Origin of the sequence: Actinoplanes sp. NPDC049599, from assembly GCF_044465625.1 — a bacterium.
GTDB lineage: Bacteria > Actinomycetota > Actinomycetes > Mycobacteriales > Micromonosporaceae > Actinoplanes.
The window spans coordinates 129489-142292 of the sequence record NZ_JBITLX010000012.1 but is presented as its reverse complement, the minus strand read 5'-3'; the positions used below and the strand labels follow the sequence as shown (position 1 = coordinate 142292).

Genomic DNA, 12804 nt, shown 5'->3' with positions numbered 1-12804 from the left:
CGCACTCCGGCTTTCCGCGGCCGCGGCCGAGCGGGGATGATGCTGGCATGTCAGCGGTACTGGTGATCGAGGACGACGACCGGATCCGGCTGTCGCTGGTGCTCGCGCTCGAGGACGAGGGCTACGACGCCACCGGCGCGCCGACGGCCGAGGAGGGCATCGCCGCGCAGCGCCGCCGGCCCGCCGACACCGTGCTGGTCGACCTGATGCTGCCCGGCATCGACGGCTTCGAGTGCATCCGGACCCTGCGCCGCGGCGACGACGTGCCGATCGTGGTGATCAGCGCCCGCGACGACACCCACGACATCGTCGCCGCGCTGGAGGCCGGCGCCGACGACTACCTGGTGAAACCGGTCGCCGTGAAGGAGCTGACGGCGCGGCTGCGGGCGCTGCGCCGGCGGGCCCGGTCCGGCGCCGGCGACGAGGTGCCGGTGCTGCGCTTCGGCGACCTGGAGATCTCCCCCGAGGCCGGCGAGGTGCGGCTGGCCGGCGCCCCGGTGCCGGTCACCCGCACCGAGTTCCAGCTGCTCTGCGAGCTGGCCGAGCATCCCGGCCGGGTGCTGTCCCGCCAGCAGCTGCTGCAGCGGGTGTGGGGCTACGACGGCGGCGACGAGCGGCTGGTGGACGTGCACGTCGGCCGGCTGCGGCAGAAGATCGAGGACGGCGCGGGCGGCCCGCGGCACCTGGTGACCGTCCGCGGCCTGGGTTACAAGCTGCAGCGATGAGGCGCGCCGGGCTGCGGGTACGCGTCGTCGCCGGGTTCGCCGCCGGGGCGCTGGCGCTGTCGGCGACGATGGCGCTGGCCTCGTACCAGGTGGCCCGGCAGTCGCTGGTCAACGAGCGGGAGCGCACCGCCGTCCGGGCCGCGTACGACGACGCGGCGGTGGTCCGCACCGGCCTGGGCGCCACCAGCCGCCCGGACGTCGCCGCCGTCCTGCGCGTGCTGGACGCCGGGGAGAACCGGCGGGTGCTGCTGCAGCGCCAGGGCGAGTGGTACGCGCTCAAGGCCGACCGCGGCAGCACCGGCGCGATCCCGGTGGCCCTGCAACGCCAGGCCGCCGCGGGCGCGGTCGCGGTGCAGCGGGTCCGCACGGACGGGCACGTCAGCATCGTGGTGGCGGTGCCGCTGGCCCCCGGCGACATCTTCTACGAGATCGACTCGCTGCGCGAGCTCGAGCACACGCTGCGCGTGCTGACCGTCGTGCTCACCCTGGTCGCCGTCTGCACGGCGGCGCTCGGCGCGCTGCTCGGCTGGTACGCGAGCCGCTACGTGCTGCGCCCGCTCAAACGGGTCGCCGACGCCGCCCAGGAGATCGCCGGCGGCGCTTCGAGATACCGGCTCGACCCGGCCGCCGAGCCGGACCTGACCCGGTTGACCACGTCGTTCAACCACATGGTCGACGAGCTGTCCGCCCGGCTGGAACGCGACCGCCGGTTCGCCGCCGACGTGAGCCACGAGCTCCGCTCCCCGCTGCAGACCCTGGCCGCGGCGGCGAGCGTGCTGGAACGCCGCCGCGAGCACCTGGACCACCGCACGGCGACCGCGGCCGGCCTGGTCACCGCGGAGATCGCGCACTTCCAGCAGCTGGTCAACGACCTGCTGGAGCTGTCCCGCGGCGACCGCCCGGCCACCCGCACCAGCACGGACGTGGCGGACCTGGCCCGGCAGATGTGCCGCGAGCGCCAGGTGCCGGCGACCATCGTGGCGGCCGACGGCGAGTCGCGGTGGTGCGTGGACCGGCGCCGGGTCGGCCAGCTGCTCGGCAACCTGCTGGACAACGCCCGCGCGTACGGCGGCGGTGCGGTCGCGGTCCGGCTGCGCCTGCACGGCGACGTGGGCCGGATCGACGTCGACGACGAGGGCCCCGGGGTGAGCCCGGAGGACAAGCCGGTGATCTTCGACCGCTTCGTCCGCGGCCGCTCGGCGGGCGCCCGGGCGGACGCGGGCGGCGCGGGCCTGGGCCTGGCCCTGGTCGCCCAGCACGCGGCGGCGCACGGCGGCACGGCGGCGGTGCTGGACCGGCCGGGCGGCGGCGCCCGCTTCCGGGTCGACCTACCGGGATGCCGGCCATGAGCCGTGCGGTGCCGGTCCGGTGCCGGGTGGTGACCGGGCTGCTGGTGCTGGTCGCGCTGGTCGCGCTGGCCGCGGCCGGGTGCGGGGTGCCGGTGGACGCCGAGCCGCGCCGGCTCGGCGAGCCCGGGCGGGTGGACGCCTCCGGCGGGCCCGCGCCGAACGCGGCCGGCTCGACGGTGCTGCGGCTCTACCTGGTGCGCGACGGCCGGCTGGTGCGGGTGCCCCGCCGGGTGCCGGCCCCGCTGACCGCCGCCCAGCAGCTCGACAACCTGCTCGCCGGCCCGACCGCCGAGGAGAGCGAGGACGGGCTCGGCAGCGCGCTGTCCACCATGACGGTGACCAGCGTGAGCGTGGCCGACCGGCGGGCCACCATCACCCTGGGCGACCGCGCCGGGCAGGAGTTCCGCAGCGACGAGGTGCTCGCCTTCGGGCAGATCGTCTGCACGCTGACCAGCCTGCCGGACGTGGGCACGGTCTCGTTCGTGGCCGACGGCGCGCCGCTGTGGGTGCCCCGGGCGGACGGCTCGCTGGCCGACACCCCGCTGACCATCGCCGACTACAGCGGACTGCTGGACTGACGAGCCCGCATGTCCGGGCCCGCCGCGGCCCGGCCCCGCTGCCGCCGGACGCGCAGATCGACGTGGTGCTGCGGGCCGCCGTGACGTTCGACGACGCCCGACGGAACCGCTATCGGGTGCCCAGCAGGCGGCCCATCCGGCGGGCGGCCTCCAGCAGCCGGTCCGGCGGCAGGGCCGCGTAGCCGAGCACCAGGCCCGGCGGCCCGGGGAGCTGCCGGTGCCAGGACAGCGGATGGGCGCGCACCCCGGCCTCCTCGAGCCGGGCGGCCAGCTCGAGGTCGCCGGCCGGGCCGGGCAGGGTGATCAGCAGGTGCAGCCCGGCGGCGACGCCCTCGACCCGGGCCTGCGGCAGGTGGTCGCGCAGGCCCCTCAGCAACGCGTCGCGGCGGCGGCGCTGGCGGAGCCGGACCGTGCGCAGGTGGCGTTCGTAGTCGCCGCCGGCCAGCAGCCGGGCGAAGATCAGCTGGGGCAGCGCCGGGTTGCCGAGGTCGCTGGCGTGCTTGGCGGTGACCAGGTCGGCGTGCAGCGCGCGGGGCGCGATCAGCCAGCCCAGCCGCATGCCCGGGGCCAGCGACTTGGAGACGCTGCCGGCGTAGGCCACCCGGTCGGGGGCGGAGGCCTGCACGGCGGCGACCGGGGCGCGGTCGTAGCGGTGCTCGGCGTCGTAGTCGTCCTCGATGATCAGGCCGGGCCGGGCCAGCAGCGCCCGGCGGCGGGCCGGGCTGAGCACCACCCCGGTCGGGAACTGGTGGGCCGGGGTGAGCAGCACCGTCTCCAGCCCGGTGGCGGCCAGCCGGTCCACCCGCAGACCCTCGTCGTCGACCGGCACCGGCACCGTCCGCAGCCCCCAGTGCGCCAGCTCGTCCCGGGTCCCCCGCGAGCCCGGATCCTCCACCGCGACCCGGCTGACGCCCCGCGCCCGCAGCGTCTGGGACAGCAGCGCGAGGGCCTGCGCGACCCCGTTGACCACGATCAGGTCGTCCGGGCCGGCCTGCACGCCGCGGGTGCGCGCCAGCCAGCCGGCCAGCTCGGCGCGCAGCAGGGGGCTGCCGCGCGGGTCGCCGTACCCCAGATCGGTGCTGGTCGCGGCCGCGAGCACCGCGCGCTCGGCGCGCAACCAGGCCGTGCGGGGAAAGGCCGACAGATCCGGTACGCCCGGAGAAAGGTCAAGATCGATGCCGGGCGCCGGCGGCAGCGGCAGCCGCAGTCCCGACGCGGCCCGCGGGCGCCCCTGCGGCAGCGGCGCGGTGCCGAGCCCGGTCACCACCGTGCCCGCCCCGGTACGCCCGCTGAGCAGCCCCTCGTCGGTCAGCCGCTGGTACGCCTCGACGACCACGCCCCGGGACAGCCCGAGATCGCCGGCGAGCACCCGGGTCGCGGGCAGCCGGGCCCCGGCCGCCAGCCGGCCGTCCGCGATGGCCGTGCGCAGCACGTCGACCAGCCACGCGGTCACGCCGTGGGCGGGCGCCGCGCCGGGATGCAGCTCCAGGAAGTCGATTTGGTCCACTCCTCCGGCCCGCGATTGGTCCTTTTGACAGGACCATACCCGGGTCGAGCATGGTCTGCGTGTCCCGATTCCTGCCCCTCGCCGCCGGGTCCGCGGCCATGACCTGCGTCGGCGGCAGCGTCGCCGTCTCCGCCGAGATCGCCGACGCCCCGCTGTTCACCATCCAGTCACTGCGGTACGCCCTGGCCTGCCTGCTGCTGCTCGGCTTCGCCCGGCTCACCCGGGCCGGCCTGGTCCGCCCCCGGGGCGCCGAGTGGCTCTGGCTGACCGGCATCGCCGGCACCGGGCTGGTGATCTTCAACCTGGCGCTGGTGCAGGGCGCCCGGCACGCCGAACCGGCGGTGCTGGGCGTCGCGGTCGCCTGCGTGCCGCCGCTGCTGGCGGCGCTCGGCCCGCTGCTGGAGGGCCGCGGCCCGGCCCCGTCGGTGCTGGCCGGAGCGGTCGTGGTGACGATCGGGGCGGGCCTGGTGCAGGGCCTGGGCCGCACCGACGGCACGGGCCTGGCCTGGGCGGTGGTGGCCTTCGCCTGCGAGGCGGCGTTCACCCTGCTCGCGGTGCCGGTGCTGGGCCGGCACGGACCGGTCGGGGTGTCCGTGCACACGACCTGGCTGGCGGCGGCGCTGCTGGCGGCGCTGGGCCTGGCCCACGAGGGCCCGGCAGCGGCCCTCCGGCTGACCGGCGCCGACCTGCTCGCCGGGGCGTACCTGGCGGTGGCGGTGACGGCGGTGGCGTTCGTGCTCTGGTACCTGTGCGTGTCCCGGGTCGGCGCCGGGCGCGCCGGGCTGCTCACGGGGATCGCCCCGATCGCAGCGGCCCTGGCGGGCATGGCCCTGGGCGGGCCGGCGCCCCGGCCGCTGGTGTGGGCGGGGATCGCGGTGGTGGGCCTGGGCCTGGCGATCGGCCTAAGCACCACCGGCCCACAGCCCGGCGCGGTCGGCCCACCGGCCGCAGTCGGCCCACCGGCCGGCGCCTCGCACGCCCACCCGGCCCGCGCCCCCGGCGACCTGCAGGCGCTCGCTGCTCCTGGCACGGCCGCGCCGCACGCTCTCGCCCGGGCTCTGCCCGCGGGTGCCGGCCACCCGGCCGGCGGGGTGGCCGCGCCGAGCGGGGAGGTCGCCTGATGTTCCGGCACCACGACACGGTCTGGCGGGACTTCCCGGCCCTCGCCGCCGGCGCCCTGCTCGTCCCCGCCCCGCCCGGCCCGGATCACGTCGACGACCTGATCGCGCGGCACGTCGACGTCGCCCGCAAGCGGCTCGCCGCCGGGCCCGAGGGTCAGCTCCCCGAGATCCAGGCGTGGCGGCGGGCCTTCACCGCGATGGGCGTCAAGCCGACCCAGTACCGCTGCGCCTCCGAGTCCCTGTTGCGCCGGCTGCGCCGCGACGGCGAGCTGCCGCGGGTGCATCCGCTGGTCGACGTCTGCAACGCGATCTCCGCCGCCTTCGCCATCCCGGTCGCCGCGCTCGACCTCGGCCGGGTCGCGGGTGATCTCGAGGTGCGGCCCGCCACCGGCGACGAGGTCTATCTGACCTTCGGCGGCGAGCGGGAGCATCCGCGGCCCGGCGAGATCGTCTTCGCCGACGCGGCCGGCAACGCCCACGCCCGGCGGTGGACCAACCGGCAGAGCGGGCTCTCCGCGGTCACCGCCGGGACCACGGTCGCGCTGGTCGTCACCGAAGCGCTGCACGGCACGGCGGCCGCCGATGTCGCCCGGATCACCGGCGCGCTGGCCGAGGCGCTGGGTGCGACTCGCGCAGCGGTGCTCACCCGGGCGGTGCCCCGGTTCGCGACACAGTGAGCAGCTGGCCGGGTGACCGGTGTCCGACCAGGTGCGCGGAGCGTCCGGTCAGCGGAACGCGGCCCGAGCCGACTGATCGGCGACCGTCCTCAGCTGCGCGTCGGTGAGGCCGGTGGCGTAGCGGGCCAGCGCGTGCTCCTGGGAGAGCGTGACGTCGCTGACCCGGGGGTTGTCGGTGTTCAGCGTGACCGCCACCCCGGCGGCCAGCAGGGTGTGGATCTGATGGTCGCGGTAGCCCGGCGCCGCCCCGGTCTGGGTGTTGCTGGTCAGCGCCACCTCCAATGTCACCCCGGCCCGGGCGAGCTGCTCCAGCAGGCGGGGGTCCTCCGCGGCCCGGACGCCGTGGCCGATCCGCTGCGCGCCCAGGTGCTCGACCGCCACCCGGACGCTCTCCGGCCCGGCCGCCTCCCCGGCGTGCACCGTGACGGGCAGCCCGGCGTCGCGGACCCGGGCGAACGCGGGCGCGAACAGCGGGGCGGCGTACCCGGCCTCGTTGCCGGCCAGGTCGATGCCGCACCACACGTCGCGCCGGGTCAGGAAGGTGCTGACCTGCTCGTCCGCGCGTTCCGGGCCGAGGTCGCGCAGGATCGTCGCGATCAGGCCGACCGGCAGGCCGGTGCCGCGGCTGCCGGCCGCGACCCCGTCGGCGACCGCGTCGATCACCGCGGCCGGCGCGAGCCCGGTCTGCTGCCGGATGAAGTACGGGCTGAAGCGCACCTCCACGTAGTCGAGCCCGTCGTCGAAGGCGTCCTCGACCGCCTCCCGCCCGGCCCGCCGCCAGTCGTCCAGGGTGCGGAACACCCCGATCTGGTCATCGACCTTCGCCAGGTACGGCAGCAGCCCACCCAGCACCCCGCCGGCGACCAGCAGCTCCCGGGGCCGGTCCGCGCGCGCCAGCGGATGCCCGTCGCGGCGGGCCACGTCCAGGAAGGTGCTGGAGCGGATCGAGCCCTCCAGGTGCCGGTGCAGGTCGATCAGCGGATACGTGGCCACAGTCGTGCGCTCCTCCGGCGAGCTCGGGTGCGAAACGGTTGTTTCCCCCGTGTCGCCTCTCACGGATGGATCTTGTCAGCCGGTCCGCGGCGCGCGCCGATGGGGCAGGGGTGGCCGGCACGCCCGGCCGTCACCCCACCCCGACGACCGGAATTGGATCATGCACTCCATCGCACTGCTCGGCTGGCTCGGCGCCGCTCTGTCCATCGCTCTCCCCTGGCCGCAGGTCTGGCGCTCGGTCGTTCGCGGCCGCACGACCGGGCTGTCCGCCACCGCGTGCTGGCAGGGTGCGGCGATGCCGGTGGGCTGGATCACCTACGGCCTGCTGACCGGGGAGACCGTGCAGGTGGTGACGAACACCGTGACGGGCCTGGCAGGCCTGGCGGTGCTGGTGATGGTGCTGATGAAGCAGGGCGAACTACGCACCCGCCGCAGCCTGACGGTCAGCGCGGCCGGCGCCGCGGCGGTCCTGACGGCAGCCGCGATCAGCGCGGCCACCGGCCAGCTGACCAGTGTCGGCAGCACCCGCGCGGCCGGCTGCCTCGGCGCGGTGCTGGCGTGCACCGCGATCCTGGGCGCGATCCCCCAGCCCCTGTCGCTGCTGCGCGACCGCGGCCAGGACCTGGCCGGCCTGTCCCCGCTGCGCTGGTGGCTGGCGGCGGCGGCATGCAGCTCGTGGTGCGGCTACGGGCTGGCGACCGGGCAGCCGGCGGTGTGGTCGTCGGCGCTGGTGGGCCTGGGCAGCGCCATCATCGTGTGCTGGGTCCTGCTCACCGACCGCCGCACGAGGACCGCCACGGCCGGCATCGCTCCCGCCCTGACCGCCACCGCCCCCGCAGCCACGCCGGCTGGCGCCGCCCACATCCCGGCCCGGGTCGTCCGCCCGGCGATCGCCAGGGTGGCGGTCCCGGCCGCGGCCCGCGCCACGCACCCGGCGTCGGCCCGGCAGGTCTACGGCACCGCGGGAGTCGCCCGCCCGACGTCAGCCCGCCTGGCGTCAGCCCGCCTGGCGTCAGCCCGCCCGGCGTCAGCCCGCCTGGCGTCAGCCCGGCCCGCTCGGGGCGTGGCCCGCGTCCCCCGCTCGGCCGACCGCGCCACGTTGGTCATGACAAGGGAGTTCGCCCCCGCCTGACCACCTGACCGCCTGCCGCCGGTCAGGCGGGAGATGGCGCGAGGGCCGAAGCATGCCCGCCGCAGTCGCGGCGGGCCCGGGCCACGCCGGCCGCGCAGACCTGCTCCCAGAGGTCGGCCGGCAGCCGCGCCGCGGACAGCGGGTGCAGGACCCGGCCGAGGTGCCCGCCGACCACCGAGGGGCAGGCCGGCGGGGAACGGGGTCGGCGAGTCCGGGCACAGCCGGCGCGGCCAGCACGGCGTCGCGGCCAGCACGGCGTCGCGGCCAGCACGGCGTCGCGGCCAGCACGGCGTCGCGGCCAGCACGGCGTCGCGGCCAGCACGGCGGCGCGGCCAGCACGGCGGCGCGGCCAGCACGGCGGCGCGGCCAGCACGGCGGCGCGGCCAGCACGGCCGGCGCCGTCGACCCGCGCCGACCGGTAGCCGCCGCCGAGGTCCGCGTCCGCCCCGGCGGCCACCGCGCCGCCCGCCTCGACCAGGGCCCGGAGCTGCCGCAGGCGTCCAGCGAAATACGTTCCGCAACCGGCCGACCGCTCATGCCCGGACCCCGGCCGCCGATCAGGCTTGCCGAGAAGGTTGACGAGACAGGAGTTCGATCATGCGCGGTTGGCTGCCGACCGGCGGCGGCTTGCGCGACGAGGACTGGTCTCGTCGCCACCGGCTGCTGACGCTGCTGCTCGGGTCGACCGTGCCCGGCCTGACCTTGTTCGGCGCGGCGCGCGACGGGCTCGACTCGGACTGGCTGTTCACCGTGCTGCTGATCCTGCCCTGCATCGTGGGCGCGGTGACGCTGCCGGCGCGCCGGCTGCCGTCGATCGCCGTCGCGCTGGGCTTCACCGTCGCCTGCGCGGGGTTCGTCGCCATGTCCGACGGCCTGACCGAGTCGCACTTCAGCTTCTTCATCGCCGTCGCCGCGCTGGCGCTCTACCGCGACTGGGCGCCGTTCGGGGCGTTCCTGATCGGCACCACGCTGCACCACGCGGTCTTCGGCACGATCGTCAGCGACCACACGTACGACCACCAGAGCGCCCAGGTGCACCCGTGGATCTGGGCGCTGCTGCACGGGCTCGGTGTGCTGCTGGCCGCGGCGTTCCAGGTGGTCGCCTGGGGGCTGACCGAGGCCGAGGAGCGGCGGGCCGAGGACAACCTGGCGGAGAGCCGGGCGCAGCTGACCGTCGCCTTCGACGAGACTCCGGTGCCGATGGCGATGCTGGCCCCGGACGGGCGGCTGTTGCGCACCAACTCGGCGTACCGGTCCTGGCTCGGGCTGCCGGCCGAGCTGCCCGCCGGTTTCTCCGTGGCCGACCTGCCGCTGAGCCCGCTGGACCCGGCCGACGACGGCATCTTCGACAAGCTCACCCGCGCCACCGAGCCGATCACGGTCACCGCGGCCTACCGCCGGCACGACGACGGCTCCGTGATGTACATCGAGATCCACAGCAACGGCCTGCGCGACCGCAACGGCAAGCTGCGGCTGGTCTTCGTGCACTGCCTGGACGTCACCCGGCAGCAGGAGCACGAGGCCGCGCTGCGCCGCCAGGTGCGCCAGGACTCGCTGACCGGGCTGCTGTCCCGGGCGGCGTTCGAGGTCGACCTGACCGCGCTGCTCAGCGCCGGGGCCGGCCCGGTGTCGGTGCTGTACCTGGACGTCGACCGGTTCAAGACGATCAACGACGGGTCCGGGCACGCCGCCGGCGACGAGCTGCTGCGCGGGCTGGCCGCCCGGGTGGCGCGGACCGTGCCGGCCGGCTCCCTGGTCGCCCGGCTCGGCGGCGACGAGTTCGTGGTGGCGCTGCCCGGCCCGCTCGAGACCGGCCTGGACGTGGGCCGGTCGGTGCTGGCCGCGCTCGCCGAGCCGCTCCCGGTGGCCGGCGCCCAGCTGCAGATCGCGGTGAGCATCGGCCTGGCCGTCGCACACGGGCCGCGCCAGGCCGAGCAGACCGTGCTGGCCGCCGACACTGCCATGTACGAGGCCAAGCGCGCCGGCGGCAACCGCCTGGAGATCTTCAACGAGCGGATGCGCATCGCGGTGCAGCAGCGGATCACCGCCGAGTCCCGGCTGCGGCAGGCCCTGGACGGCACCCGCGAGGCGACCCTGCCGGTGTGGTTCCAGCCCATCGTGTCGCCCGCGACCGGGCGGATCGTCGGCGCCGAGGCGCTGGTCCGGATGTGGACCACCGAGGGTGAGCTGCTGGCGCCCGGCCACTTCATCAGCACCGCCGAGGAGACCGGCCTGGTCATCCCGCTCGGCGAGCACGTACTGGCCCAGGCCCTGCGCCACCTGTACCACTGGCGCCACGAGCTGGGGTACGTGTCGGTCAACGTCAGCCCCCGGCAGCTCGCTGAGCCCGGCTTCGTGCCGATGCTGGCCGGGCTGCTGGCGGCCGCCGGCCTGGACGACCCGTCCCGGCTGGTCCTGGAGATCACCGAGACGGCCCTGCTGGCCAACTCCGTGGACCTGCAGGACCGGCTGCACGCCCTCAAGGCCCTCGGCGTCCGGATCGCCCTGGACGACTTCGGCACCGGGTACAGCTCGCTGACCTGGCTGCAGTCGGTGCCGGCCGACATCGTCAAGCTGGACCGCTCGTTCGTCGCCGGGCTGGCGCACGACACCCGCAAGTCCTCGATCATCTCGGCCGTGTTGTGGCTGGCCCGCTCGCTGGGCATGTCGGTGGTCGCCGAGGGCGTGGAGGACGTCGAGGACTGGGACGCCCTGCGGGTCGCCGACTGCCCGGCGATCCAGGGCTACTACTTCAGCCGTCCGGTCACGCCGGGCGACATGCAGGCCATGCTCACGCGCTCCGGCGCGGTCGCCCTGGCAGCGGTGTAGCCCGCCGCGTCCTGGGCGGGATGCCGGTACGGCATGATCGACACATGCTGCCCGTGGAGTTCGGACTGGACACGTTCGGCGACGTCACCGTCGGGCCGGACGGCGAGACACTGCCGTACGCGCAGGTCATCCGCAACGTCGTCGAGCAGGCCGTGCTCGCCGACGAGGCCGGGGTGGACGCGTTCGGGCTCGGCGAGCACCACCGCGACGACTTCGCGGTCTCGGCGCCGGAGATCGTGCTGGCCGCGATCGCCAGCCGCACCCGGCGGATCCGGCTCGGCACCGCGGTGACCGTGCTCAGCTCCGACGACCCGGTCCGGGTCTACGAGCGGTTCGCCACCCTGGACGCGGTGTCGAACGGGCGGGCCGAGATCACCCTGGGCCGCGGCTCGTTCACCGAGTCGTTCCCGCTGTTCGGCTACGACCTGGACGACTACGACCGGCTCTTCGCCGAGAAGGCCGACCTGATGGCGGAGCTGCTCCGCGAGGACGCGGTGACCTGGCACGGCACCGTACGGCCGCCGCTGACCGGCCAGCAGGTCTACCCGAAGACCGCATCCGGGCGGATCACCACCTGGGTCGGCGTCGGCGGCAGCCCGGAGTCGGTGGTCCGCGCGGCCCGGTACGGCTTCCCGCTGGTGCTGGCGATCATCGGCGGCGACCCGGCCCGCTTCGCCCCGTACGTGGAGCTGTACCACCGCGCGCTGGACCAGTACGACCGGGAGCCGCTGCCGATCGCGGTGCACGCGCCCGGTTTTGTCGCCGCGACCGACGCCGAGGCGGTCGAGACGCTGTGGCCGCACGCCCGGGCGTCGATCACCCGGATCGGCGCGGAGCGTGGCTGGCCGCCGCTGACCCGGGAACGCTTCGAGGCGGACATCGCCGAGGGGGCCTGGCACGTCGGCTCGCCGGAGACGGTGGCGCAGAAGATCGCGCGCACGGTGAACGTACTGGACGTGCAGCGCTTCGACCTGAAGTACTCGGCGGGCACGCTGCCGCACGAGGCGATGATGACCGCGATCCACCTCTACGGCACCGAGGTCATCCCCCGGGTCCGCGAGCTGCTGGACAACCAGGACTGACCGCGGGGCCTCAGGGCTTGCGGGCCAGGGCGGCGACCACCGCCATGTCGCCCGGGTCGTCGTCGCCCCGCGGGCCGGCCGGCCACTGGTGCACCCAGACCAGGCCGGGCGGCACCAGTTCGGTGTCGCCGAAGAAGCGCAGGATCTCCGCGCGGCTGCGGCCGGTCGCGGTCGACACGTCCGTCCGCCGGTAGAGGTCGGCGACGCCGTCGCCGGCCGCGTCGGCCGGGGTCTCCGAGACGCCGTGCGAGATCGCCACGTAGGAACCCGCCGGCAGGCCGGCGAGCAGCCGTTCCACCGCCGGGTACGCGTCGTCGTCCGGCACGAAGTGCAGCATCGCCACCAGCAGCAGCCCGACCGGCTGGTCCGGGTCGAGCAGCCGGCGCACGCCCGCGTGGCCGAGGATCGCCTCGGGGAACCGCATGTCGGCCTGCACCGCGGTGGCGAACGGGTTGTCCCGCAGGATCTCGCCGGCGTGCGCGACCGCCACCGGGTCGATGTCGACGTAGACCACCCGGGCCTCCGGGACCCGGCGCTGGGCGATCTCGTGCACGTTGCCGACCGTCGGGATGCCGCTGCCGATGTCGAGGAACTGCCGCACGCCCGCGTCGAGCATGAACCGCACCGCCCGGTGCAGGAACGCGCGGTTGGCCCGGGCCATCTCGCCGGCGGCGGGGATCATCGACAGCAGCCGCTTGGCCGCCTCGCGGTCGGCCTCGAAGTTGTGGCTGCCGCCGAGCAGCGCGTCGTAGATCCGGGCGCTGCTGGGCCGGCTGGAAAAGTCCGCGTCCGCGTTCCCCATGCCGAGGAA

The 12804-nt window shown here is 75.9% G+C and carries 12 protein-coding genes; 8 read left to right on the top strand and 4 right to left on the bottom strand.

What is annotated here, in order from left to right; translation table 11 throughout:
* Positions 1-47: 47 nt before the first annotated feature.
* From ACIBQZ_RS22230 to ACIBQZ_RS22220, 3 genes are read left to right on the top strand one after another with little or no spacing between them, the layout of a single operon-like run.
* On the top strand, positions 48-725 hold the full coding sequence (locus ACIBQZ_RS22230) for a response regulator transcription factor (protein WP_396090644.1): 678 nt from the start codon (positions 48-50) through the stop codon (positions 723-725).
* Entirely contained in the window at positions 722-2074 is a 1353-nt protein-coding gene (locus ACIBQZ_RS22225) for a sensor histidine kinase (RefSeq protein ID WP_396090643.1), read from the top strand. Before ACIBQZ_RS22230 ends, ACIBQZ_RS22225 begins: the two co-directional genes overlap by 4 nt.
* A complete protein-coding gene (locus ACIBQZ_RS22220) occupies positions 2071-2652 on the top strand; it encodes a GerMN domain-containing protein (RefSeq protein WP_396090642.1) in 582 nt (193 codons plus the stop codon). The genes ACIBQZ_RS22225 and ACIBQZ_RS22220 overlap by 4 nt, the downstream gene beginning before the upstream one ends.
* 109 nt (positions 2653-2761) lie before the next feature.
* On the opposite strand, the gene ACIBQZ_RS22215 is transcribed toward ACIBQZ_RS22220, so the two are convergent.
* Positions 2762-4159 (bottom strand): PLP-dependent aminotransferase family protein, encoded by a 1398-nt coding sequence (locus ACIBQZ_RS22215; protein WP_396090641.1) that lies wholly within the window; start codon positions 4157-4159, stop codon positions 2762-2764.
* Positions 4160-4218: 59 nt separating this feature from the next.
* On the opposite strand from ACIBQZ_RS22215, the gene ACIBQZ_RS22210 reads away from it, so the two are divergent.
* Positions 4219-5280, top strand: a complete 1062-nt coding sequence (locus tag ACIBQZ_RS22210; RefSeq protein WP_396090640.1) for an EamA family transporter — start codon at positions 4219-4221, stop codon at positions 5278-5280.
* Complete coding sequence (locus tag ACIBQZ_RS22205; RefSeq protein ID WP_396090639.1) at positions 5280-5957, top strand: B3/4 domain-containing protein; 678 nt, start codon at positions 5280-5282, stop codon at positions 5955-5957. Before ACIBQZ_RS22210 ends, ACIBQZ_RS22205 begins: the two co-directional genes overlap by 1 nt.
* A 48-nt stretch (positions 5958-6005) precedes the next feature.
* Here the strand turns inward: ACIBQZ_RS22205 and add are convergent, their stop codons facing one another.
* Positions 6006-6950: an adenosine deaminase gene (gene add, locus ACIBQZ_RS22200; RefSeq protein WP_396090638.1), complete on the bottom strand. Its 945-nt coding sequence runs from the start codon at positions 6948-6950 to the stop codon at positions 6006-6008.
* A 160-nt stretch (positions 6951-7110) separates the two neighbouring features.
* Between add and ACIBQZ_RS22195 the strand changes: the two genes are divergently transcribed.
* Complete coding sequence (locus tag ACIBQZ_RS22195) at positions 7111-8082, top strand: SemiSWEET transporter (protein ID WP_396090637.1); 972 nt, start codon at positions 7111-7113, stop codon at positions 8080-8082.
* A 22-nt stretch (positions 8083-8104) separates the two neighbouring features.
* Here the strand turns inward: ACIBQZ_RS22195 and ACIBQZ_RS22190 are convergent, their stop codons facing one another.
* Positions 8105-8539 carry a hypothetical protein gene (locus ACIBQZ_RS22190; RefSeq protein WP_396090636.1) on the bottom strand — a complete coding sequence of 145 codons (435 nt, stop codon included), beginning with the start codon at positions 8537-8539 and terminating at the stop codon, positions 8105-8107.
* A gap of 140 nt (positions 8540-8679) precedes the next feature.
* On the opposite strand from ACIBQZ_RS22190, the gene ACIBQZ_RS22185 reads away from it, so the two are divergent.
* On the top strand, positions 8680-10911 hold the full coding sequence (locus ACIBQZ_RS22185; RefSeq protein WP_396090635.1) for a putative bifunctional diguanylate cyclase/phosphodiesterase: 2232 nt from the start codon (positions 8680-8682) through the stop codon (positions 10909-10911).
* Positions 10912-10955: 44 nt separating this feature from the next.
* On the top strand, positions 10956-11993 hold the full coding sequence (locus ACIBQZ_RS22180; RefSeq protein WP_396090634.1) for an LLM class flavin-dependent oxidoreductase: 1038 nt from the start codon (positions 10956-10958) through the stop codon (positions 11991-11993).
* A gap of 10 nt (positions 11994-12003) precedes the next feature.
* Here the strand turns inward: ACIBQZ_RS22180 and ACIBQZ_RS22175 are convergent, their stop codons facing one another.
* Positions 12004-12795 (bottom strand): SAM-dependent methyltransferase, encoded by a 792-nt coding sequence (locus ACIBQZ_RS22175; RefSeq protein WP_396090633.1) that lies wholly within the window; start codon positions 12793-12795, stop codon positions 12004-12006.
* Positions 12796-12804: the final 9 nt, after the last annotated feature.

Excerpts from the sequence above, each read along its gene's own strand:
- ACIBQZ_RS22230 (WP_396090644.1), top strand. The coding sequence starts at position 48 with ATGTCAGCGGTACTGGTGATCGAGGACGACGACCGGATCCGGCTGTCG.
- ACIBQZ_RS22225 (WP_396090643.1), top strand. The coding sequence starts at position 722 with ATGAGGCGCGCCGGGCTGCGGGTACGCGTCGTCGCCGGGTTCGCCGCC.
- ACIBQZ_RS22220 (WP_396090642.1), top strand. The coding sequence starts at position 2,071 with ATGAGCCGTGCGGTGCCGGTCCGGTGCCGGGTGGTGACCGGGCTGCTG.
- ACIBQZ_RS22205 (WP_396090639.1), top strand. The coding sequence starts at position 5,280 with ATGTTCCGGCACCACGACACGGTCTGGCGGGACTTCCCGGCCCTCGCC.
- ACIBQZ_RS22195 (WP_396090637.1), top strand. The coding sequence starts at position 7,111 with ATGCACTCCATCGCACTGCTCGGCTGGCTCGGCGCCGCTCTGTCCATC.
- ACIBQZ_RS22185 (WP_396090635.1), top strand. The coding sequence starts at position 8,680 with ATGCGCGGTTGGCTGCCGACCGGCGGCGGCTTGCGCGACGAGGACTGG.
- ACIBQZ_RS22180 (WP_396090634.1), top strand. The coding sequence starts at position 10,956 with ATGCTGCCCGTGGAGTTCGGACTGGACACGTTCGGCGACGTCACCGTC.
- ACIBQZ_RS22175 (WP_396090633.1), bottom strand. The coding sequence starts at position 12,795 with ATGGGGAACGCGGACGCGGACTTTTCCAGCCGGCCCAGCAGCGCCCGG.